The organism is Kitasatospora sp. NPDC051164, from assembly GCF_044455625.1.
In the GTDB taxonomy this organism is placed as follows: Bacteria; Actinomycetota; Actinomycetes; order Streptomycetales; family Streptomycetaceae; genus Kitasatospora.
In genome coordinates this window covers 94496-115612 of record NZ_JBITFB010000002.1, presented here as the reverse complement: position 1 = coordinate 115612, position 21117 = coordinate 94496, and the positions used below count along the sequence as shown (strand labels likewise).

Genomic DNA, 21117 nt, shown 5'->3' with positions numbered 1-21117 from the left:
CTGTGCCCCCGGTGTCCGGTGGCCCGGCGCCGTGCGTCAGGTCGTGGTGCGGGCCGCGTCGCGCAGCCTGCGCCAGGTGCGGCCGACCGGGCTCAGCCCGGCGTGCCCGGCGTCGGGTCCTCCGGTCTCCCAGGTGCGGGCCGCCTCGGTGAAGGTCTCCGCCCGGGGCGGTCCGACCGGTTGTCGCGCCGCCCCGGACCGGGTGGCCGCCCGGGCGGCGAGCAGCAGGTCCTCCGGTCCGATCGTGTCGGCCTCGGCCCGGACGTGGCCGAGGAGCGTGGCGCAGGCGTCGGCGATCGCGGCCTGGCCCAGTGGGCGGGCCGGGAGGTCCAGCCCTTCGGTCAGCCGCCGGGCGAGGGCCGTCCGCAGGTCCGACAGGGAGAGGTCGCGGATCGTCAGCGACAGGTGGGCGGACAGTCCGGCGGCGCCGACCGCGCGGTGGGCGAAGCCGCGCGGGATGTAGAGGACGTCGCCGGGTTCGAGGACGCGGTGCAGGAGGCGCGGCGAGTGCTCGTCGTCGGGGAGTTCGCCCAGCGACCAGTCCGCCACGGTCGGGGCGTCGTGGACGTACCAGGTCTTGCGTCCGGCCGCCTGGAGGACGAACACGTCCGCGTCGTCGCGGTGCACCGCGAGCCCCTGACCGCCGGCCGGGGTGAGGAAGAAGAACGCTTCCACGCGCCGGTCGAGCTCCTCGGACAGCCGGGCCACCAGCTCGCCCGTCGGGCGGTGCCACTGGTCGACGCACCGCAGCAGCAGCGTCGCCCCGGCGTGCAGGCGCGCGAGGACCTTCGCGCGGTCGGCGTAGCCGCCGTACGTCACGCCGTTGACCACGCGTGACGTGGTGTAGGCCTCGGGCGGGACGGTGACCTTGTCGGAGCGGACCATCTCCAGGTACGGGGTGCGCAGCAGCCCTCCGTCGAAGGCGGCGTCCAGCGCGTCGAGGTCGAAGGGCGAGGCGAGGGCCCCCGGGGTGAAGAGCGCGGGCTCGCGCTGCCACCGGCGGCCGGCGAAGCTTTCGACGTCGCCGACCCAGTCGGCCAGCGTGGGCGATTCCATGATGTGTCCTGTGGTGTCAGGGTGTTCGGTGCTCGGGGCCGACGGTCTCCGCCCGGAGCCGCCGGATCATGCCGCCGGTCGTGTGCCGGGTCATGCCCCCGCTGTCCCCGCTGTCCCCGCGGCCGCCTCGAAGCGGACGGAGAGCAGGGAGCGCAGGGGGACGGGGGCGTCCTGCCGCGGTCCGCGGATGACGAGTCCGTTGTCGAAGGCGACGGTCAGCAGGCGCTCGGCCAGGGGTACGACCAGGTGCTTGGCCCAGCAGCGGGCGCCGTCGAACCCGAACGGCATGAAACCGGGTGTCTTCTCCGGGTCCGCCACCCCGGTCCACCGGTCGGGGCGGAACTCCAGCGGGTCGGACCAGTAGTCCGGGTGGCGGTGCATCAGGAGCGGGAAGAGCGCGACGTTGTCCTCGGGGCGGATCTCGGGGTGCAGCCGGGTGTACGCGTCCCCGCCGTTGCGCCACAGCATCCACGCGGGCGGGAGCAGCCGCAGCGTCTCCCACAGGACCGCGGTGAGGCCGGGGGTCTCCGCCGCGTGGTCGCGTTCCGGCTCCTGCCGCAGCAGCCACAGGGCGTTGCCGGCCAGTGCGGCCACGCCGTCGCAGAGGGTGGCCGACGCCCGCCGGTACATGGCGATGGCCTGCTTCCGCTCCAGGGGGTCGGAAGCCGCGCGGATCAGTTGGGCCAGTGCGGTCGACCCGCCCTCGGCCTCGGATCCCGGCCAGATGGTGACGGCGCGGTCGACGAGCCGGGAGAGCGTGTCGGAGCGGGTGACGCCGCGTTTCGACAGCAGGGAGACCGGCAGGGGGTCGGACGCGAAGAGCCAGCCGCGCAGGTAGGAGGTGGGCGCGTACGGCCAGGCGCCGGACAGCCCGCGCGCCGGGGGCGGCGGCGTCCGGATGCCCGCCATGACGTCCTGCCCCAGTGCGCGGATCGTGCGGGTGGCGCTGTCGTGGGGGATGTCGGCGCCCGCGGCGGGTTTGTAGACCGAGCGCTCCGCGGACAGCACGGGGCGCGTCGCGACGATTTCGGCCATCAGGTGGCAACCGGAGACACCGACCGTGGTGGCGTCGATCCGGAATACCTTTTCTTCGCGGGCCAGCAGGTTCCGGATCCTCGGGGCAAACACGAGGGAATGGTCGCGGACCGGTGTCGCTGCCATTTCTTCCACGAGGATCCCGCCTTTATCGGAATGGCGATGAAATGCGTGAGCTGCGCATCGGCGGCGGAGGCGACGGCTCAGTCGAGCCGCCCGCCTCCGCCGACGGTGGTGGTGCGTCAGATGAGTCAGATGACGTGCAGGACCCAAGCGTTGGCGGCAAGGTCCTCGTTCTTCCTGAACTTCTTGGCGATCGCCTTGATCATCTTCATGGCTGTCTCCATTCTGTGATGACGGGCGCGGCACAACAGCCATGCCCTGACCGTGAGCCGATTCGAATTCCGGTGGGGAATCGGAACGGCTTCACCTGTCTCGGACCCTAACCGACCGTTCGAACTTTTGATACCCCTGTGACAGCTGAGGATCGGACTTCTACGCAACATTGACGGCCTATTCGATGGGCAAATCGTTATAACCCTGCTTCGGAAGGGCCGCGGGTGGGGGACGATAGCGGTATGGAGCTGAGGATCGAGGCCACCGACCTGCCCGGCCGCGATTGCGGGGCCGGCCCGGACTTCCCGGGGTACCGGGACAAAACGGGGGAGGGCCCCGCGTCGCCGCGGGGCCCTCCGGTACGTACGGACGTGCTCGGTGCTCGGTGCTCGTTCTCAGCTGCCCAGGTGGTCAGTTGTAGGTCGTGGTGACGGTGACGCCGCCGAAGCCCTGCTGACCGTAGAGGCTGAAGTACACCCAGCCGGCCGGCGGGTTGGTGATGGTGAGGGTCTCGCCGTTGCCGCTGTTGGTGGACTTGGCCTGGTACGAGCCGGTGGTGGCCCAGGCGCCGCCGTTGTAGTAGAGGTCGGCGTTGCCGGTGCCGCCGCTGGTGGTGATGGTCAGCTGCTTCACGCCGGCGGGCAGGTTCAGGAAGCTGTAGCTGTAGTTCCCGGTGGTGGCGGCCACGCCGTCGCGGCGGCAGTTCTTGTCGAACTGCCGGGCGTCGGCGGCGGTGCACAGCGGAGCCTGGTTGGTGGGCAGGGAGCCGCAGTTGTCGGCGGCGCAGGCCTTGAGCCAGGCGGCGAAGTCGGCGTCGTACGAGGTGCCGATGGTGCTCTTGAGCAGGGTGCGGGCGCCGTTCCAGTCACCCACGCGGTACTTGGCGAGCAGCGCGGTCACGTCCTGCGGGTGCGACTGGAGCATGTAACGGACGGCCAGGTAGCCCCAGTTGTAGATCCGGGTGGAGTCCGCGTTGTCGTAGGTGCTGTCGAACAGGGTGCTCAGCGTGTAGGTGCCCTTGCCGGCCTGGGTGACCGCGTCGTCGTAGTGGACGCCCCGGTAGCTGTAGGAGATGTACTCGGCCAGGCCCTCGACCCACCAGACGGTCGGGGTGGTCATGCCGGCGTCGAAGTTGCCGTAGAAGTCGTAGCGGCCGTCGAGGTAGTGGGTGTACTCGTGGTTGAGGTTCCAGATCTGGAACTGGGGCCGCAGCCAGGAGGCCTCGTGGGCGATGAAGCGGGCCTGGTTGCCGGCCTTGGCCGGGTCGCCCTCCTCGTACATGCCGCCGTTGTCCACGGCGATGTGGTACATCAGCCAGGCGTAGAGGCTGTAGTTGTAGTAGTCGTCGAAGACGACGACCTCGAGGCTGTTGTTGTTGTCGTTCGCGACCGGGCCGTTGTCCTTGACCACGGAGTGGAAGTAGGCGTCCTGGTTGATCAGGCTGGTGCATGTGTCGGTGAGCTGCTGCGCGGTCATGTCCTGGGCGCGGATGCGCAGGTTGGCGTTGCAGGTGTGGTCGATGGTGAGCACGAGCGGGACGAGCCGGGTGGGCAGGTCGCAGGTGCCGTAGTAGGCGCAGTTGCCCGCGTCCTTGTTCTCCTCGAACCAGACCAGGTTCATGGTGAGCGGACCGGTGGCGCCGACCAGCGGGTAGCGGTTGATCAGGTCCTTGACGATCGGCCGGCCCTGGGCCTTGGTGGCGTCATGGGCGAGCAGGTTGCCGATCTGGATGCCGACGCTCGTCACCGTGTCGCCGCCGGTTAGCTGCGAGCTGTTGCGGGTGACGAAGGACGACATGCTGGTGGCGAAGGAGGGGTCGGCCTGGAGCGCGGCGACGAAGTCCGTCCGGTCGAAGCCACGGGAGATGAGGGTCTCGGTGTTGGCGACGGCGGTGGCCATCGAGCCGGTCCAGGCGCTGGAGTAGCCGTCGAGCAGGCGCTTGATGACGCCGGTGTAGCGGGCGTTCTCCTGGGCACTGTCGATCAGGGTGACGGCCTCGGCGAGGGTCTGGCCGTTGGCCTCGGTGACGTCCTTGCTGTGCGGGGCCGCGAAGAAGGCGTCCAGCGCGCCGCGGATCGCGGTCTGCAGGCTGGTGCCGTAGGTGCCGACGACGTCGGCGTGGTTCCACTGCACGTAGTAGCCGGCGCGCAGGAAGAGCACCAGCTGGCCGGCCGCGGTGGAGTCGTCCCCGGGGTAGGCGGCGGAGACGTCGCGCAGGGCGTTGGCGACGGTGGCCATCTGGGCCTCGTTGAAGGCGCCCTTGGCGTCGTTGCCGGTGAGCGTGAACAGCGAGTTGACGCAGTCGAGCCCGGCCGACTTGACCTGCTGGACCAGCGCGGCACCGGAGTTGCCGGTGAAGGCGGAGACGTCGCAGGCGTTGGCGGCGGCGGAGAACTGCTTCGCCGCCTTCGCGGCGCCGACGGTGCTGCCCCCCGTCGGAGCGTTCGGCTTGGCCTGTGCGTCGGAGGCCAGCGGGCGGGCGTCCTTGGGGGTGTCGGGCGACTTGGGCACGGGGATCGCACGGGGCGCGGCCGCCTTGCCCGTGGGGGCGGGGGCCGACGGCTTGTCGGCGGCGTGGGCCTGCGGCGCGAAGAGTCCGAGGGCGAGGAAGAAGGCGGCGCCGAGCGCAGGGAGTCTGCGCGCGTTCGCCTTCGCTATCCGGAAGGGACGCATGGGGTGGGGGCCTCCGGGCCAGTGAGGGGTTGTGCGGTGTGGGGCGCACGGTCCTGATGTGTGACATGTAAAATGGCACATGGTTCAACGCGGAGGGAAGCCCCGGGGGCGGAATTTCGACCGGCTTGACCGAACCGTTGCCCGACCGGACACGCTGTCAACTGGACGCACAGTCAACCGGACATGCTGTCAGTCGACGGAACCCGCACTCGGCGTGAGAGTCGCGACCCCGTCGGTCGCCACCAGCTGCCGATCCCGTGATCGATGCAGGCCCTGGTCGCCTTCCGGGGCAGCACGTCCGCGATCGCCTCCTGCAATGCGGCCGCCGCGTCCGGCACGTGCGGCTCCCCGCTGCGCCTCCACCCAGCGGGCGGCGGCCGACCGTCACAGTCACTCACCCTCGTCGCCCGTGGCGTCCGTTGGCGACCCTTCTGCCTGAGGTGGCGTGAGGAATAAGCAGGAGCCCATGCTGTGTTCTTGCAAGTCATACGCAATAGTGTTGTCCCGGCACGATCATCACCATCCGTCGAAAGGGCTGTGTCCCACCATGGGCGCCTACACGCTTCCCGACCTGCCGTACGACTACTCCGCGCTCGAGCGGGCCATGTCGGCCGAGATCCTGGAGCTGCACCACTCCAAGCACCACGCCGCCTACGTCAAGGGCGCGAACGACACCCTGGACCAGCTCGCCGAGGCCCGCGACAAGGAGCAGTTCGGCGGCCTCGTCGGCCTGCAGAAGACCTTCGCGTTCCACCTGTCCGGCCACGTCCTGCACTCGCTGTTCTGGCAGAACCTCTCCCCGGAGGGCGGCGACCGCCCCGAGGGCGAGCTGGCCGACGCTATCACCGAGCACTTCGGCAGCTTCGACGCCTTCAAGAAGCAGCTCACCACCGCCACCACCGGCGTCCAGGGTTCCGGCTGGGGCATCCTCTCCTGGGAGCCGCTCGGGCAGCGCCTGATCGTCGAGCAGGTCTACGACCACCACGGCAACGTGGGCCAGAACGCCACCCCGCTGCTCGCCTTCGACGCCTGGGAGCACGCCTACTACCTGCAGTACCGCAACGTCCGCCCGGACTACGTCACCCGCCTGTGGGACGTCGTCAACTGGCAGGACGTCTCGGCCCGCTTCGCGGCCGTCCAGAGCGCCTGACGCCCGTCAAGCGAACGGCCCCGGACCGGTCGACCGGTCCGGGGCCGTTCGCCCTGCGTTCCCACCGTGCTTGCCCGTCACGGCCGTTGACATCCTCTGCATCCTCTGCACCCTCTGCACCGGGCACACCTGCCACCCGCCGGGCCGCCCAGGCCGCCCGCCGCCGCTGAACCCGGGTGCGTCGGCGGGCCGTTCGCGGCTGCTCAGCCGCTCGCGGGCCTCGTCAGGCGACGGACGAAGGTGACCACGGCCTCCCGGTCCGTCGCGTGGTCCGCCTGGCCGGAGAGCAGTAGGCGGACCATCTGCGGCAGCGTGAACCAGGAGTTCACCAGCCCGATCACCGCGAACATCAGCCGTGCCGGATCCACCTCACCGGCCACCTCGCCGCTGCGCTGGGCGGCGGCGACGGCCGCGATCTTCTCGCCGTAGTGCGCGGTGCGTTCCGGGCCGGCCGCCAACCCCTCGGCCTCCGTGCCGCGTTGCAGGCCCTCCCAGGCCAGCAGGCGGGAAAAGTGCGGGTTGGCCGAGTGGTAGTCGAAGACCCGCCCGGCGTAGTCGCCGAGGTCCAGGCGCGCCGTCGGCGCGAGCGGCACCGCCTTGGCCAGCTTGCCGAGTTCGGATGTCAGCACGGCGGAGAACAGCTGCTCCTTGTTGCCGAAGTACTGGTAGATCCGCTCCTTGTTCACCCCCGCCCGGGTCGCCACCCGGGCGATCCGGGCCCCGTCCGGGCCGAACTCGGCGAACTCCTCGACCGCGGCGTCGAGGAGGAGCTGCTGCGTGCGTGCGGTGTCCCAGGCCATGACCCCACGATATCCCAAATGTCCAACCCTTTGGTTGGACATCCGCGCCGGCCCGTGCCAAACTCCAACCGAAGGGTTGGAGATTTGGCCTCCAGCCGCTCACCAAGGGGAGGACCCGCGCCATGACCACCGACACCATCACCCCGGCCGCACCCGCGACGACCCCCGCCGCCCCGTCGGTCCACCGTCGCGCCCTGCTCACCTGGCTCGCCGTCTACCCGACCATCACCACCGCCTTCCTCCTCCTCAGCCCCTACCTCGGCAACCTGCCCCTGCCCCTGCGCACCCTGGTCATGACCGCCCTCGTCGTCCCCGTCGTCGTCTACGCCCTGATGCCGCTGCTCCTCAAGGCGGAGTCCAGGCTCGCCCGCCGGAAGTAGCGGACTCAGCGCCGTCACATCGGGGTGAAGCGGACCGGGGTGCCCGGGGCGGCCTGGGCGACGGCGGGGAGGGCGGTGGCGGGGACGACGCCGATGACGGGGTAGCCGCCGGTGGTGGGGTGGTCGGCGAGGAAGACCACCGGGCGGCCGTCGGGCGGGACCTGGACCGCGCCCAGGACCATGCCCTCGCTGGGGAGTTCGCCCACGCGGGCGCGCTCCAGGGGCGGGCCGTCCAGGCGCAGGCCGATCCGGTTGCTGGTGGGGGAGACGCGGTAGCCGGAGCCGGTGAGGACGGCGAGCGAGCGGGTGGTGAACCAGTCGTCGCGCGGGCCGAACAGCACCGGTAGGAGCAGCGGGTCCGGCGGCGCGGGCGTCGGCACCACGTCCGCTCCGGCGGGCGGGCCGACCGGATCGCCGAGCGGCAGCGCGTCCCCGGGGGCCACGGGAGCGGGGCCCAGCCCCGAGAGCAGATCGGTCGAGCGGCTGCCGAGGACCGGCGCGGTGGCGATCCCACCCGCGAAGGCGACGTAGCTGCGCACACCCCGCGTCGCGGGGCCCACCTCCAACAGCGCCCAGGCGGGCAGCCGCACCGGGGCGGCCCAGGCGGCGGGCCGCCCGTCGACCCGTACGGCGCACGGCGCGCCGGCCACGGCCACCGTCACGGCGCGGTCCACGCGCACCGCGCAGCCCAGCACGGTGGTCTCCAGGGTGGCCGCCGTCGCGGGGTTGCCGACCAGGTGGTTGGCGAGTCGGTGGGCGGGCTGGTCGAGCGCGCCGGAGCGCGGCACGCCCAGGTGCGCGTGCCCGGGCCGGCCGAGGTCCTGGACGGTCGTCAGCAGGCCGGAACTGGTGATGGTGACGGTCATGCTCCCTCGATCACGCTTCCTCGGTCGGGCTTCCTCGTCCGGGCTTCCTCGTTCGGGTTTCCTTGGTCGGGCTTCCTCGTCCGGGCTTTCGTGGTCAGGCTTCCTCGATCACGAACCGGACCCGGGTCCCAGGGCTGAACAGGGCCGCGGGTTCCCGGGACGGGTCCCACAGCACGGCGTCGGTGCGCCCGATCAGCTGCCACCCGCCCGGGGACGAGCGCGGGTAGGCGCCGGTGTACGGGCCGGCGAGGGCGATCGCCCCGGCCGGGACGGCGGGGCGGGGGACGGCCCGTCGGGGCACCCGGTAGCGCTCGGGCAGGCCGGTCAGATAGCCGAAGCCGGGGGCGAAGCCGCTGAAGGCGACGCGGAACTCGGTCGCCGAGTGGATGTGCGCGACCTCGTCCTCGGCGACACCCCACAGTGCGGCGACCTCCGCGACGTCGGCACCGTCGTAGCGCACCGGGATGGTCACGGTCTGGTCGGCGCTCGCCCGCAGCGGTGGCACGCGCCAGCCGGCCAGTTCGGCGGCCAGGGCGTCGGGATCGGCCACGCCGTCGAGCAGCACGCTCCGTTCGGCGGGTACCACCTCGGTGACGGCCGGGAGTTCGGACGCCGCGCGTCGGCGCCGGAGTTCGGCGTGGAAGGCGGTCGTCTCGTCGGCGCCGTCCAACTCGACCAGGAGCGCGTTCAGACCGACCCGCAGGACGCGCATCTTCATCCCGTCGGTCCTGTTCGCCCCGGCCTGCGCGCCCTGCACGATCTGCGCGGTCTGCGCCGTCGGTTCGGCGCTCACGCGAACGCCTCGACGCGGACTCCGGCTGTCCACAGGGCCGTTCGCACCCGTCGGGCCAGATCCGCGGCCCCAGGGGTGTCGCCGTGCACGCACAGGGAACGGGCCCGGAGCCGGATCCGGTCGCCGGTGCGCGCGGTGACCTCGCCGTCCCGGGCGATGGCGACCGAGCGGTGGACGACCGCGTCCGGGTCCTCGACGACGGCGTCGGGTTCGCGGCGTGGGACGAGCGTGCCGTGCGGGGTGTACGCGCGGTCGGCGAAGGCCTCGGCGACCACCGGCAGCCCGGCCCGCCCGGCCGCCTCGTGCAGCCGTGAACCGGGAAGCCCGAGTACGGGCAGGGCCCGCTCCTGTGCCCCCGTGGCCAGGCGGACGCCGCGGACCACCGCCTCCGCCTGCTCCTCGTCGTGCACCGCCCGGTTGTACAGCGCGCCGTGCGGTTTGACGTACGCCACGTGTGCTCCGGCTGCCCGCGCGAACACCTGCAACGCCCCTATCTGGTAGGCGACTTCGTTCGCCAGCTCGTCCGGAGGGACGTCCATTGCCCGCCGCCCGAACCCGGCGAGGTCCCGGTAGGAGACCTGCGCGCCGATCCGCACGCCCCGCTCCGCGGCCAGCTCGCACACCCGTCGCATGGTGGTCGGGTCCCCGGCGTGAAAGCCGCAGGCGACGTTGGCGCTGGTGACCACAGACAGCAGGGCGTCGTCGTCGGTGAGCGTCCAGCGGCCGAATCCCTCGCCGAGGTCGGCGTTGAGGTCGACGACCGGAACGGGAGCGCCCCCGGGCGGGGTCATCTCGCGCTGCCCGTCACCGGGCCGTCCGGCATGGCACCGCCCGCCATGGGGCCGCCCGCCATGGGGCCGTCCGTCATCGGGCCGTCCGTCATCGGGCCGTCCGTCATCGCACGGACGATCACCGCGCGCGCGTCGTCCAGGTACCTGGTCAGCTCCACCACGGCGTCGTCGATCTCGCCCGTCTCCAGCAGTCCGGTGAGCGTCTGGTTGCGGCGCAGGAACGGTGCGTGGAGCCCGCGCGCCGAGGGGACGGCGGCGAAAGCCAGGCGCAGTTCGGCCATCAGGCGGGCCATGCACTCGTCGATCCGCCGGCTGCCGGCGATCCCTGCGACGGCCTGGTGGAAGTGCAGGTCGGCAGTGCCGACGGTGACCCAGTCGCCGACCGCCTCGGCGGCCTCCGCGCAGCTCAGGGCGGTGCGCACCGCGGCCAGGCGCTCGGGTGCGGCGCTGTGCAGGGCACGTACGCCGGCGGTCTCCAGGGCGAGGCGCAGCGTGTAGATGTCGGCGACGTCGTCCGGTTCGAGGATCCGGACGAACACGCCCCGGTTCAGCTCGTGCACGACCAGCCGCTGGTCGGCCAGCAGCCGGAACGCCTCACGGAGTGTGTTGCGCGAGACGGTGAGCGCTTCTCCGAGCGCCTCCTCCGACAGCCGGGTGCCGGGGGCTAGCAGGCCCTCGGTGATGTGGTCGCGCAGCACCTCGGCCACGCGTTGGGCGGCGCTGGCGCGGTCGAGCCGGCCCCGGTCGGCCGCGAGCGCGTCGAAAACTCCGGTCACGTTCCACCTCCTGAACTCTTGTCGGATTGTTCCACAATCCCCTAGCCTCGCGGCAACCCCCGTACGGTCGCGGCCCACCCAGGCCGCGACCTCCTCCGCCCGTGGCGCCCCAGACGGTCACCCGTACGGCGGAGGCCCGTCTGAAAGGCGGCCAGGAACATGATCGTTCTTCTCGGCATCCTCGTCGTGGTGGCCGGGTTCGCCACCCGGCGAAATCCGCTCCTCGTCGTCGGCGCCGCCGGCGTCCTCACCGGACTTCTGGGCGGGATGAGCCCGCTGAGGGTCCTGGAGGCCTTCGGCACGGGCTTCGCCTCCAGCCGCTCGGTGACCCTCTTCGCGATCACCCTGCCGGTGATCGGCCTGCTGGAGCGCCACGGCCTGCAGGAGCAGGCCCGCGCCCTGATGAACAAACTCGCCAAGGCCAGCGCCGGACGCGTGCTCGCGGTCTACCTGGTGGTCCGCCAGCTCACCGCCGCCTTCGGCCTCACCGGCCTCGGCGGACCGGCCCAGGCGGTGCGCCCGATGGTCGCGCCGATGGCCGAGGCCGCCGCCGAACGCCACCACGGCACCTTGACCGACAAGGCCCGCGAACGCGTGCGGTCCTTCGCCGCGAGCGCCGACAACGTCGGTCTGTTCTTCGGCGAGGACTGCTTCCTCGCCGTCGGCTCGATCCTCCTGATCACCGGCTTCGTCGACGCGACCTACCACACCGACCTGGAGCCGGTGCAGCTCGCCCTGTGGGCCATCCCCACCGCCGTCTGCGCCACCCTCATCCACGGCGCGCGCCTGTTGCGCCTCGACCGCGCCCTCGCCCGCGCCCTGCCCGCGACAGCTGACCAAGCGACCACTGCCGACCGCATCGAGGAGACGACCAAGTGATCAAGGTCGAGTGGCTGTACTGGCTCGTCGGGGCCGTCTTCCTCGCGATGGCAGCGCAGATGGCCGTGGACCGCGGCAATCCCAAGCGCTACGGCAGCGCCGCCTTCTGGGGCCTGCTCGGTGCGAGCTTCGTCTACGGCACGTGGGTCGCCGACAAGAGCGCGCCCGCCGCGCCGCTGGGCGTCGCCGTCCTGGTGATGATCTGTCTGGCCGGCTTCGGCTTCACCGGCCGCGGCACCTCGACTGCCGCCGCCCCCGAGCGCCGGGCCGCCTCCGCCGCGCGCCTCGGCACCCGGCTGTTCATCCCGGCGTTGGCGCTCCCGCTGGTCGCGCTGACCTGTGGAACGCTCCTCAAGGGTGTGCACCTGGGCGGCGGCCTGCTGCTGCAGACCGGCAGCGAGACGCTCCTCGGGCTCGGCATCGGCTCACTCGTCGCCCTGGGCCTGGCGCTGCTGCTCACCCGCGAGCGCAACCCCGCAGTCGCTCTCCACTCCGGCCGCGGACTGCTGGAGTCCATGGGCTGGGCACTGCTGCTGCCCCAACTCCTCGCCGTACTGGGCTCGATCTTCCAGAGCGCCGGGGTCGGCGCCCAAGTCGGCAAGATCACCACCCACTTCCTGCCGGACGGCAGCAAGTACGCGGCGGTGGCGCTCTACTGCGTGGGCATGGCCCTGTTCACGATCATCATGGGCAACGCCTTCGCCGCCTTCCCGGTGATGACCGCCGCGATCGGCTGGCCGATCCTGATCACCCGACTGCACGGCAGCCCGGGCGTGGTCCTGGCCGTGGGCATGCTGGCCGGCTTCTGCGGCACGCTGGTCACGCCCATGGCGGCCAACTTCAACCTCGTCCCGGCGGCGCTGCTCGAGCTCAAGGACCAGTACGGGCCGATCAAGGCCCAACTCCCCACCGCCGGCGCGCTGCTGGTCTGCAACATCGCCATCATGTCGCTCTTCGCGTTCTGACCCGCGTTCTTCCCTTCCGCCAGAAAGGCCGTCCCATGACCAGGGTCCTGCTCACCGGCTTCGAACCGTTCGACGGCGCCGACGTCAACCCGTCCTGGGAGGTCGCCCGTCTCGTCGCCGACAACCCGCCCGAGGGACTCCTGGTCACCGCCACCCGGCTGAGCTGCGTGTTCGGCCAGGCCGCCGAGGAACTGCGCACCGCGATGGAGCAGTGCGTCCCGGACCTGGTCGTCTGCCTCGGCCAGGCAGCCGGCCGGCCGGATGTCACCGTCGAGCGCGTCGCCATCAACGTCGACGACGCACGCATCCCCGACAACGTGGGCCGGCGGCCGGTCGACCGGCCCGTCGTCCCCGGCGGCCCCGCGGCCTACTTCGCCACCCTGCCCGTCAAGGCCTGCGTGGCCGCCGTCCGGGAAGCCGGCGTGCCCGCCTCCCTGTCGCACACCGCCGGGACGTTCGTCTGCAACCACGTCTTCTACGCCCTGATGCACCTGCTCGCCACCGAGCAGCCCACCGCCCGCGGCGGGTTCGTCCACATACCCGCCCTGCCCGAACAGGTCCTCGACGGCTCCACGCCCTCGCTGCCGGCCGCCTCCGTCGCCCACGGTCTGCGCGCCCTCCTCACCGCCGCTGCGACCCGCACCGCCGACCTCCGCGTCCCGGAGGGGGCAACCCACTGACGCAGAACCGCTCCGTCGCCGCTGAGCCGTGTTCCGGCCTCAGCGGCGACGAAAGGCAGCGCTGTCCTTCTCGGATCAGGCGTCGAGCACCTGGCCGGGACGTTTGACGACCGGATCCTGCGCCGACCACGGGAACTCGATCCAGTCGTCGGTCCGCTTCCACACGTACTCGCACTTCACCAGGGAGTGCGACTTCTCGTAGATGACGGCGGACCGGACCTCGGCGACGTGGCTGAGGCAGAAGTCGTGCACCAGCTTCAGCGTCTTGCCCGTGTCGGCGACGTCGTCGGCGATCAGGACCTTCTTGTCGGTGAAGTCGATCGCCGCGGGGACGGGCGCCAGCATGACGGGCATGTCGAGGGTGGTGCCCACACCCGTGTAGAACTCGACGTTCACCAGGTGGATGTTCTTGCAGTCCAGCGCATACGCCAGACCGCCCGCCACGAACACGCCGCCGCGGGCGATGCTCAGGACGAGGTCGGGTTCGAAGCCGTCGTCGGCGATGGTCTGCGCCAGTTCGCGTACCGCTCGGCCGAAGGTCTGGTAGTCCAGGATCTCTCGCACATCAGTCACGCCGTTCAGTCTCCTCGAGAGGCGGCCGTGTGGCGAACACCGGCACGCGGAGGGCCGGCAGCAGCCCCGGTGCTGCCCGGCGCGTCGCCAGGAGCGCCGTGCCCCACGCGGGGGTGGGGCACGGCGCCGGGCCTCCGCTCGGTGTGCGAGGTGGCGTCGTGCCGGCCGCGCTCGCAGGGCGATGTGACTGTCAGCCGAAGAAGGCGTCCAGGAGCTGTTGGGCGGCGAGGCCGGCGGGGAGGCTGCCGGCTCGTACCTTGGCTTCCAACTCGGGGGCCAGCTGCCGCACTTCGGGGTGTTCGTGCAGCCGGGCGTAGAGCTGGTCGTGGACCATGGCCCAGGTCCATTCCACCTGCTGGTCGCGGCGCTTGGCCGCCAGGGCGCCGGTGGCGTCGAGGACCTTGCGGTGCTGCTGGAGGCGTTCCCACAAGACATCGAGGCCGACGTTCTCGCGACCGCTGCAGGTCAGGACGGGCGGGGTCCACGCGGCGTCCGGCGCCTGCAACAGCCGTAGGGCGCCTGCGAGTTCGCGGGCCGCGGCGCCGGCGTCGCGTTCGTGCGGGCCGTCGGCCTTGTTGATCGCGATGACGTCCGCCAGCTCCAGGACGCCCTTCTTGATGCCCTGCAGCTGGTCTCCCGTCCGTGCCAGGCTGAGGAGCAGGAAGGTGTCGACCATGCCGGCCACGGCCGTCTCGGACTGGCCGACGCCCACCGTCTCGATGAGGACGACGTCGTACCCCGCCGCCTCCATCACCACCATCGACTCGCGGGTCGCCTTGGCGACCCCGCCGAGGGTCCCGGAGGTCGGCGACGGGCGGACGAAGGCGTGCGGGTCGACGGCCAGGCGCTCCATCCGGGTCTTGTCGCCCAGGATGGAGCCGCCGGTCCGACTGGACGTGGGGTCGACGGCGAGGACCGCGACTCGGTGGCCCAGCGCCGTCAGCATGGTGCCGAAGGAGTCGATGAAGGTCGACTTGCCGACGCCGGGCACCCCGGTGATGCCGACCCGGACCGCGCCGCCCGCGTGCGGCAGCAGCCGTTGGAGCAGTTGCTGCGCGAGCGCGCGGTGGTCGGGCCGGGAGGATTCGACGAGGGTGACGGCTCGCGCGATCCAGGCGCGCGAGCCGTCCAGGACGCCGGTCACATAGCTGTCGAGGTCGATCGTCCGCGGAGGCATGCGATCAAAGGCTCACAGCTCGTGGCCGAGTTCGGCGGCCAGGGCCGTCAGCAGGTCGCTTGCGGCGTCCGGGATGACCGTGCCGGGGCCGAACACCGCTGCCGCGCCCGCCTCGTAGAGCGCCTCGAAGTCCTGCGGGGGGATGACCCCGCCGACGACGATGGTGATGTCCTCGCGGCCGGCCGCGGCGAGTTCGGCGCGCAGGGCGGGCACCAGGGTGAGGTGGCCGGCGGCCAGCGAGGAGACGCCGACGATGTGGACGTCCGCTTCGACGGCCTGGCGGGCGACCTCGGCCGGGGTCTGGAACAGCGGGCCGACGTCGACGGTGAAGCCGAGGTCGGCGAAGGCGGTGGCGATGACCTTCTGGCCGCGGTCGTGGCCGTCCTGGCCCATCTTGGCGACCAGGATGCGCGGCCGGCGGCCTTCGGCCTGCTCGAACCGCTCGACCAGGTCGCGGGTGCGCTGGAGGGAGGCCGACGGGCCCGCTTCGTCTCGGTACACACCGGAGATGGTACGGATCTGGCCGGAGTGGCGGCCGTACACCGTCTCGAGGGCGTCGGAGATCTCGCCGACGGTGGCCTTGGCCCGGGCCGCGTTGACGGCCAGGTGCAGCAGGTTGCCGTCCAGCGAGCCGTCGCGCTGCGGTCCGGCCTCGGCGGCCCGGGTGAGCGCGGTCAGCGCGTCGCGGCAAGCGGTCTCGTCGCGCTCCTCGCGCAGCCGACGCAGCTTCTCGATCTGCCGGGCCCGCACCGAGGAGTTGTCGACCTTGAGGACGTCGATCTGCTCGTCGCTCTCCACCCGGTACTTGTTGACGCCGATCACCGGCTGGCGGCCGGAGTCGATGCGCGCCTGGGTCCGGGCCGCGGCTTCCTCGACGCGCATCTTGGGGATGCCGGCATCGATGGCCTTGGCCATGCCGCCGGCCGCCTCGACTTCCTGGATGTGCTGCCAGGCCCGGGTGGCGAGGTCGTTGGTGAGCTTCTCGATGTACGCCGAGCCGCCCCACGGGTCGATGACCCGGCAGGTACCGGATTCCTGCTGCAGCAGCAGCTGGGTGTTGCGGGCGATGCGCGCGGAGAAGTCGGTGGGCAGGGCGAGCGCCTCGTCGAGGGCGTTGGTGTGCAGCGACTGGGTGTGGCCCTGGGTGGCGGCCATCGCCTCGACGCAGGTGCGGGTGACGTTGTTGAACACGTCCTGCGCGGTGAGCGACCAGCCGGAGGTCTGCGAATGGGTACGCAGCGACAGCGACTTGGGGTTCTTCGGGTCGAGCTGCTTGACCAGCTTGGCCCAGAGCAGCCGGGCCGCGCGCAGCTTGGCGACCTCCATGAAGAAGTTCATGCCGATCGCCCAGAAGAACGACAGGCGGGGCGCGAAGGCGTCCACGTCCAGTCCCACCTCCAGGCCCGCGCGCAGGTACTCGACGCCGTCGGCGAGGGTGTAGGCCAGTTCCAGGTCGGCGGTCGCGCCGGCTTCCTGGATGTGGTAGCCGGAGATGGAGATCGAGTTGTACCGGGGCATCTTCTGCGAGGTGTACGCGAAGATGTCCGAGATGATCCGCATCGACGGCTGCGGCGGGTAGATGTAGGTGTTGCGGACCATGAACTCCTTGAGGATGTCGTTCTGGATGGTCCCGGCCAGCTTCTCGGGCGGTACGCCCTGCTCCTCGGCGGCGACGATGTACAGCGCCAGGACGGGCAGCACGGCGCCGTTCATGGTCATCGACACCGACATCTTGTCGAGCGGGATGCCGTCGAACAGCTGGCGCATGTCGTAGATCGAGTCGATGGCGACGCCCGCCATGCCGACGTCGCCGGTCACGCGGGGGTGGTCGCTGTCGTAGCCGCGGTGGGTCGGCAGGTCGAAGGCGACCGAGAGGCCCTTCTGGCCGGCCGCGAGGTTGCGGCGGTAGAAGGCGTTGGACTCCTCGGCGGTGGAGAAGCCCGCGTACTGGCGGACGGTCCACGGCTGGTTGACGTACATGGTCGGGTACGGCCCGCGCAGGTACGGGGCGACGCCCGGGTAGGTCTCCAGGAAGTCCAGCCCGGCGAGGTCCTCGGCGGTGTACAGCGGCTTGACGCCGATGCCCTCGGGGGTGTCCCAGACGAGCTCGTCGACGTTCTTGCCGGTGGACCGGCGCCAGGCGGCCTGCCACTGGGTGTCGGTGACGCCGGAGGCGTCGCCGTCCAGCCCGATTCCGGTGAAGTCGGGGATCATCGGGCCACCTTGCTCTCGTCGGCGTCGCTCGCGCCGGTGATCTGGTCCAGCAGGGAGGTCAGGACGGCCACCGCGTCCCCGCCCGCGTAGATGAACTCGTCCACTCCGTCGGGTACTTCACCGGGCCGCCCGGCGAGCAGGACCTTCGTGGCGCCGGCGGCCTTCAGTGCGCCGGCGACGGCCGCGGCGTGCTCGCCGTACAGGGCGTCGCTGGAGCAGAGGCACGCGACGGTGGCGCCGGAGGCGGTGAACGCCTCGGCGAACGCGGCCGGGTCGACGGACTCGAGGGAGGTCGTCGCGATGCCGCCCGCCTGGAACAGGTTGGCGGCGAAGGTGGTGCGCGCGGTGTGTGCGGCGGCGGTGCCGATCGAGGCGAGGAACAGGGCCGGGCGGGCACCGTGTACGGCGGCGTGGGCGTCCGAGCGGTCGCGCAGCGCCTCGTACGCCTCGGCGCGGCGCACCCGCGGCAGGCCGCCGGAGAGCGCGGCCGGGGCCGGCTCGCGGACCAGCGGCTGCTCGTCCAGGTGCGGGAACTCGCTGACGCCGGTGACCGGTTCGCGCCGCTTGGCGAGCTTGACCGACCGCTCCGCCCAGGTGGCGGCGATCCGCTCCTCGACCAGGCCGGAGCCGAGTGCGGCCTGCTGGCCGCCGGCCCGCTCGATCTCCTGGAACCAGGCCCAGGCGGCCCGGGCCAGCTCCTCGCCGAGCTGCTCGACGTACCAGGAGCCGCCGGCCGGGTCGATCACCCGGGCCAGGTGGGACTCCTCCAGCAGGATCGACTGGGTGTTGCGGGCGATCCGGCGGGCGAAGGCGTCCGGCTGGCCGAGCGCGCTGTCGAAGGGCAGGACGGTGACGGCGTCGGCGCCGCCGACTCCGGCGGCCAGGCAGGCGACGGTGGTGCGCAGCATGTTCACCCACGGGTCGCGGGCGGTCATCATCACTCGGGAGGTGACGGCGTGCTGACGCTGCGCCGAGGCCTCCGGGGACGCCCCGGACACCTCGGCGACGCGGGCCCAAAGGCGGCGCGCGGCACGGAACTTGGCGATCGTCAGGAACTGGTCGGCGTCCGCCGCGTAGCGGAACTCCAGCTGGCCGAGCGCGGCGTCCACCGGCAGCCCGGCCGCGGTCAGGGCGCGCAGGTAGGCGACGCCGGTGGCGAGCGAGCAGCCCAGTTCCTGGGCTGGGGAGGCGCCGGCCTCGTGGTACGGCAGGGCGTCGACGGTCAGCGCCCGGACGTTCGGGTAGTCGGCGGCGCAGCGGGCGGCCAGCACGGTGGCCTCGGCGAGCAGCGCGTCGGTGCGGGTGGTGTCGCCGGTGCGAGCCTGCAGGCCCAGCGGGTCGGCGCCGAGGTTGCCGGAGGCGGCGCCGGGGGAGACCTCGCGCTGCTCGTAGATCTTGAACAACTGCTCGGCGGCGTCGGTGAATTCGGGTCCGGCGTCGAGTGCGACGGCGGCCAGGTCCAGGTACACGCCGGTCAGTGCCTCGGGCAGGGCGTCCAGCGGGAGGGCCTCGCCGCCCAGTTCCAGCCAGAGCGAGCCGACGCCGTTCTCCAGGTCGGCCAGCACGGCCTCGTTGGCGCGCCGACGGTCCGAGTCGGCGTGCCGCTGCCGGACATCCCAGCCGGCGACGGCGGAGCCCTGCGGCCGGCCGCCGCGGACGAACGGCGGGAAGCCCGGGTACCCGGGGTCGACCGCGGTGTCGTCGGAGGTGTACAGCGGGCGTGCGCTGAGCCCGTCCTGGAGCTTGGTGGTGAGTGTCTGCTCGGCGGCGGCGCCGTCCTCGGGCTGGGCACCGGACTTGCGCAGCACGCCCTGCACGAGCTGCTGCCACTGCTCACGGTGCGCAGCCGGGAACTCGGCGGCGAGGGGGAGCCCTTCGGGCGGGACCTTCATGCCCGCAGGTTAGCGCCCGTTCGCAGGGCTGCAGGAGGGGAGGCGTGTGTGACCTTTCCCTCGATTTGGCAGTTCTTGTCACACCGTGGGGCGGGTGGTGCCATGGGCCGCGGCTCGCGGGTCCGGCAGGGGGTGCCGCGGCGAAGGAGGCGGGACGTGACGGCGAAGGCGGCGGCGATTGAACCCGCGCCCGGGTGCCGTCCGTAGTCAACAGCGATGGCACGCACCGTGATCGACGTCCCGTCATGGCACCGAAACGTCATGATCAGGGGGATTGCGGAACTCCGGCCCTCATCTATTAAGTTACTTCGAAGAAGGTGGGTGGGGCAGCATCCCCCCGTTGCGCGTCCTGCCCGCCTTCGCCGTCCCCCCGCCTGTTCGTGCCGTCGCCGGATTCCCCCGAAAGAGAGCCGACCGCCCATGGGAAAGCGCCGCAAGACCAGCCCCCCCAGCCGGGCCCGCATGGCGGTCCTCACCACGGCCATGGCGGCCGGCAGCGCGGTCCTCGCCTCGGGCACCGCCCACGCCGAGCCCGCGCCGACGCTCGCCTCCGTCAAGGAGCAGGTGGACAAGCTCAACGAGGAGGCCGAGCAGTCCGTCGAGCAGTACAACGGCTTCCAGGCCAAGCAGCAGAAGCTCCAGGGCGAGGCCGGCCAGATCCAGGACAAGGTCGTCCGCGGCCAGGACGCCATGAACGAGCTGCGGACCCGGCTCGGCGCGGTCGCCGCCGACCAGTACCGGACCAACGGCATCGACGCGTCGGTCCAGCTGATGCTCGACTCCGACCCGTCCGCCTACCTGGAGCGCGCCGCGGTGCAGAACCAGGTGGCCGACTCCCAGGCGAACCTGCTGAAGCAGGCCCAGGACGAGCAGCGCAAGCTCGACCAGGACCGCGCCGAGGCCACCGCGACCCTCGCCCAGCTCGACTCGGTCGGCAAGCAGCTGGCGGGGCAGAAGAACGACATCCAGACCAAGCTGGCCAAGGCGCAGGAGATGCTGAACAAGCTCAGCGCCGAGGACCGCGCCAGGATCAACGCCCAGCAGTCCGCGGAGAAGGCCAAGGCCGAGGCCAAGCAGGCCGCCGCCGCAGGCGCAGCCGGCGCCGCCGCGGCCGACCGTTCCTCCCGCTCCGCCGACCGCCCCGACCTGAGCGCCCCGCTGCCGGCCGCCAGTGGTCGGGCCGCCGCCGTCCTCGCGTTTGCCCAGGCCCAGCTCGGCAAGCCGTACGGCTGGAGCAAGACCGGCCCGGACAGCTTCGACTGCTCCGGCCTCACCAGCATGGCCTACCGCGCGGCGAGCGTCACGATCCCCCGGATGTCCCAGGACCAGTGGAACTCCGGCCCGCACGTCGACCGCGCCAACCTCCAGCCCGGCGACCTGGTCTTCTTCTACGACGACCTGCACCACGTCGGCCTGTACATCGGCGACGGCAAGATGATCCACGCGCCGCGCACCGGCAAGAACATCGAGGTGCTCCCGATCTCGGCGATGAAGTACATGGGCGCCGTCCGCCCGGCCTGACCGCGTACGCGACGGCCCGCTCCCGCTTCGGCGGTGGCGGGCCTCCGGCGTCTCGGGGCCCCGAGCCCCGGGCCCCGACCCCCGAGCCCCGGGCCCCGGGCCCCGGGCGTCCGGAGTTCCGGGCCTCCGCCGTTTTTCGGGCTCACGCCACGACCCCGGCGGGTGGATCAGCGGGTGAGGGTCACTCCGGGCCGCAGGACTTCACCCGTCCGAGGGCCGCGAGCAGGGCGGAGGCCTCGTCCCCGCTGATCCGGTCGGCGAAGCGGAGCAGCGCGCCGGTGCGGTCGGGGGTGGTCTCCAGCGCCTGGTGCATCAGCCGGGCGGTGTACTCCTCGCGGGTGCAGGTCGGTTCGTACACCCAGGCGCGGCCGATCTTGTCGCGGCGCAGCCAGCCCTTGGTGTGCAGGATGTCGGCGACCGTGGTGACGGTGGTGTACGCGACCGCCCGTTGCCGCTGCAGGTCGTCCACGACCTCGCGCACCGTGGCCGGCCGGTTCCAGGTCCAGAGCCGGTCCATGATCTCGGCCTCCAGGTCTCCGAAACCCCGTAGCACCGCCTTG

The 21117-nt window shown here is 71.9% G+C and carries 19 protein-coding genes; 6 read left to right on the top strand and 13 right to left on the bottom strand.

Annotated elements, in window-relative coordinates:
- Positions 1-36: 36 nt before the first annotated feature.
- The 3 genes from ACIBEC_RS03075 to ACIBEC_RS03065 all read right to left on the bottom strand — a co-directional run bounded on the left by ACIBEC_RS03075 (position 37) and on the right by ACIBEC_RS03065 (position 5100).
- Complete coding sequence (locus tag ACIBEC_RS03075) at positions 37-1056, bottom strand: JmjC domain-containing protein (protein WP_360491878.1); 1020 nt, start codon at positions 1054-1056, stop codon at positions 37-39.
- A 90-nt stretch (positions 1057-1146) separates the two neighbouring features.
- The gene (locus ACIBEC_RS03070) at positions 1147-2184 is read right to left on the bottom strand and encodes a cytochrome P450 (protein ID WP_360491875.1); all 1038 of its coding nucleotides are present in this window, start codon (positions 2182-2184) and stop codon (positions 1147-1149) included.
- 654 nt (positions 2185-2838) lie between these two features.
- Entirely contained in the window at positions 2839-5100 is a 2262-nt protein-coding gene (locus tag ACIBEC_RS03065; protein ID WP_360491872.1) for a collagenase, read from the bottom strand.
- 547 nt (positions 5101-5647) lie between these two features.
- Here ACIBEC_RS03065 and ACIBEC_RS03060 point away from each other — a divergent pair.
- Positions 5648-6250, top strand: a complete 603-nt coding sequence (locus ACIBEC_RS03060) for a superoxide dismutase (RefSeq protein WP_360491869.1) — start codon at positions 5648-5650, stop codon at positions 6248-6250.
- A 203-nt stretch (positions 6251-6453) separates the two neighbouring features.
- Here ACIBEC_RS03060 and ACIBEC_RS03055 read toward each other — a convergent pair whose 3' ends face one another.
- Positions 6454-7050: a TetR family transcriptional regulator gene (locus ACIBEC_RS03055; protein ID WP_360491866.1), complete on the bottom strand. Its 597-nt coding sequence runs from the start codon at positions 7048-7050 to the stop codon at positions 6454-6456.
- Positions 7051-7172: 122 nt separating this feature from the next.
- Here ACIBEC_RS03055 and ACIBEC_RS03050 point away from each other — a divergent pair, with 122 nt between their 5' ends.
- Complete coding sequence (locus ACIBEC_RS03050) at positions 7173-7430, top strand: hypothetical protein (RefSeq protein ID WP_360491863.1); 258 nt, start codon at positions 7173-7175, stop codon at positions 7428-7430.
- 14 nt (positions 7431-7444) lie between these two features.
- On the opposite strand, the gene ACIBEC_RS03045 is transcribed toward ACIBEC_RS03050, so the two are convergent.
- The 4 genes from ACIBEC_RS03045 to ACIBEC_RS03030 all read right to left on the bottom strand — a co-directional run bounded on the left by ACIBEC_RS03045 (position 7445) and on the right by ACIBEC_RS03030 (position 10656).
- Positions 7445-8296, bottom strand: coding sequence for a biotin-dependent carboxyltransferase family protein (locus ACIBEC_RS03045; RefSeq protein ID WP_360491861.1), 852 nt, complete (start codon positions 8294-8296; stop codon positions 7445-7447).
- Between the two features lie 94 nt (positions 8297-8390).
- Positions 8391-9014 (bottom strand): allophanate hydrolase subunit 1, encoded by a 624-nt coding sequence (locus ACIBEC_RS03040; RefSeq protein WP_360492320.1) that lies wholly within the window; start codon positions 9012-9014, stop codon positions 8391-8393.
- 71 nt (positions 9015-9085) lie between these two features.
- On the bottom strand, positions 9086-9880 hold the full coding sequence (locus ACIBEC_RS03035; protein ID WP_360491858.1) for a 5-oxoprolinase subunit PxpA: 795 nt from the start codon (positions 9878-9880) through the stop codon (positions 9086-9088).
- Positions 9877-10656: a GntR family transcriptional regulator gene (locus ACIBEC_RS03030; RefSeq protein WP_360491855.1), complete on the bottom strand. Its 780-nt coding sequence runs from the start codon at positions 10654-10656 to the stop codon at positions 9877-9879. The genes ACIBEC_RS03035 and ACIBEC_RS03030 overlap by 4 nt, the downstream gene beginning before the upstream one ends.
- Before the next feature lie 159 nt (positions 10657-10815).
- Here ACIBEC_RS03030 and ACIBEC_RS03025 point away from each other — a divergent pair, with 159 nt between their 5' ends.
- The 3 genes from ACIBEC_RS03025 to pcp are packed head-to-tail and all read left to right on the top strand — an operon-like array spanning position 10816 to position 13180.
- Entirely contained in the window at positions 10816-11535 is a 720-nt protein-coding gene (locus tag ACIBEC_RS03025) for a DUF969 domain-containing protein (protein ID WP_360491852.1), read from the top strand.
- Positions 11532-12500, top strand: coding sequence for a DUF979 domain-containing protein (locus ACIBEC_RS03020; protein WP_360491849.1), 969 nt, complete (start codon positions 11532-11534; stop codon positions 12498-12500). The genes ACIBEC_RS03025 and ACIBEC_RS03020 overlap by 4 nt, the downstream gene beginning before the upstream one ends.
- Before the next feature lie 35 nt (positions 12501-12535).
- The gene (pcp, locus tag ACIBEC_RS03015) at positions 12536-13180 is read left to right on the top strand and encodes a pyroglutamyl-peptidase I (protein ID WP_360491846.1); all 645 of its coding nucleotides are present in this window, start codon (positions 12536-12538) and stop codon (positions 13178-13180) included.
- A gap of 75 nt (positions 13181-13255) precedes the next feature.
- On the opposite strand, the gene ACIBEC_RS03010 is transcribed toward pcp, so the two are convergent.
- From ACIBEC_RS03010 to ACIBEC_RS02995, 4 genes are all read right to left on the bottom strand, one after another.
- On the bottom strand, positions 13256-13753 hold the full coding sequence (locus ACIBEC_RS03010; protein ID WP_188305542.1) for a phosphoribosyltransferase: 498 nt from the start codon (positions 13751-13753) through the stop codon (positions 13256-13258).
- Between the two features lie 190 nt (positions 13754-13943).
- Positions 13944-14930 (bottom strand): methylmalonyl Co-A mutase-associated GTPase MeaB, encoded by a 987-nt coding sequence (meaB, locus tag ACIBEC_RS03005; RefSeq protein ID WP_360491842.1) that lies wholly within the window; start codon positions 14928-14930, stop codon positions 13944-13946.
- Positions 14931-14942: 12 nt separating this feature from the next.
- A complete protein-coding gene (gene scpA / locus ACIBEC_RS03000; RefSeq protein WP_360491839.1) occupies positions 14943-17144 on the bottom strand; it encodes a methylmalonyl-CoA mutase in 2202 nt (733 codons plus the stop codon).
- Positions 17141-19036, bottom strand: a complete 1896-nt coding sequence (locus tag ACIBEC_RS02995) for a methylmalonyl-CoA mutase subunit beta (protein ID WP_360491836.1) — start codon at positions 19034-19036, stop codon at positions 17141-17143. Before ACIBEC_RS02995 ends, scpA begins: the two co-directional genes overlap by 4 nt.
- Before the next feature lie 420 nt (positions 19037-19456).
- Here ACIBEC_RS02995 and ACIBEC_RS02990 point away from each other — a divergent pair, with 420 nt between their 5' ends.
- Positions 19457-20557 (top strand): NlpC/P60 family protein, encoded by a 1101-nt coding sequence (locus ACIBEC_RS02990; RefSeq protein ID WP_360491833.1) that lies wholly within the window; start codon positions 19457-19459, stop codon positions 20555-20557.
- A 181-nt stretch (positions 20558-20738) separates the two neighbouring features.
- Here the strand turns inward: ACIBEC_RS02990 and ACIBEC_RS02985 are convergent, their stop codons facing one another.
- Positions 20739-21110 (bottom strand): BlaI/MecI/CopY family transcriptional regulator, encoded by a 372-nt coding sequence (locus ACIBEC_RS02985; protein WP_360491830.1) that lies wholly within the window; start codon positions 21108-21110, stop codon positions 20739-20741.
- Positions 21111-21117 lie beyond the last annotated feature (7 nt).

Bases quoted from the DNA above. Each gene is read 5' to 3' on its own strand.
- ACIBEC_RS03065 (WP_360491872.1), bottom strand. From the start codon at position 5,100: ATGCGTCCCTTCCGGATAGCGAAGGCGAACGCGCGCAGACTCCCTGCG.
- ACIBEC_RS03025 (WP_360491852.1), top strand. From the start codon at position 10,816: ATGATCGTTCTTCTCGGCATCCTCGTCGTGGTGGCCGGGTTCGCCACC.
- ACIBEC_RS03040 (WP_360492320.1), bottom strand. From the start codon at position 9,014: ATGAAGATGCGCGTCCTGCGGGTCGGTCTGAACGCGCTCCTGGTCGAG.
- ACIBEC_RS03050 (WP_360491863.1), top strand. From the start codon at position 7,173: ATGACCACCGACACCATCACCCCGGCCGCACCCGCGACGACCCCCGCC.
- scpA (WP_360491839.1), bottom strand. From the start codon at position 17,144: ATGATCCCCGACTTCACCGGAATCGGGCTGGACGGCGACGCCTCCGGC.
- ACIBEC_RS02995 (WP_360491836.1), bottom strand. From the start codon at position 19,036: ATGAAGGTCCCGCCCGAAGGGCTCCCCCTCGCCGCCGAGTTCCCGGCT.
- ACIBEC_RS03045 (WP_360491861.1), bottom strand. From the start codon at position 8,296: ATGACCGTCACCATCACCAGTTCCGGCCTGCTGACGACCGTCCAGGAC.
- ACIBEC_RS03035 (WP_360491858.1), bottom strand. From the start codon at position 9,880: ATGACCCCGCCCGGGGGCGCTCCCGTTCCGGTCGTCGACCTCAACGCC.
- pcp (WP_360491846.1), top strand. From the start codon at position 12,536: ATGACCAGGGTCCTGCTCACCGGCTTCGAACCGTTCGACGGCGCCGAC.
- meaB (WP_360491842.1), bottom strand. From the start codon at position 14,930: ATGCCTCCGCGGACGATCGACCTCGACAGCTATGTGACCGGCGTCCTG.
- ACIBEC_RS02990 (WP_360491833.1), top strand. From the start codon at position 19,457: ATGGGAAAGCGCCGCAAGACCAGCCCCCCCAGCCGGGCCCGCATGGCG.
- ACIBEC_RS03060 (WP_360491869.1), top strand. From the start codon at position 5,648: ATGGGCGCCTACACGCTTCCCGACCTGCCGTACGACTACTCCGCGCTC.
- ACIBEC_RS03075 (WP_360491878.1), bottom strand. From the start codon at position 1,056: ATGGAATCGCCCACGCTGGCCGACTGGGTCGGCGACGTCGAAAGCTTC.
- ACIBEC_RS03055 (WP_360491866.1), bottom strand. From the start codon at position 7,050: ATGGCCTGGGACACCGCACGCACGCAGCAGCTCCTCCTCGACGCCGCG.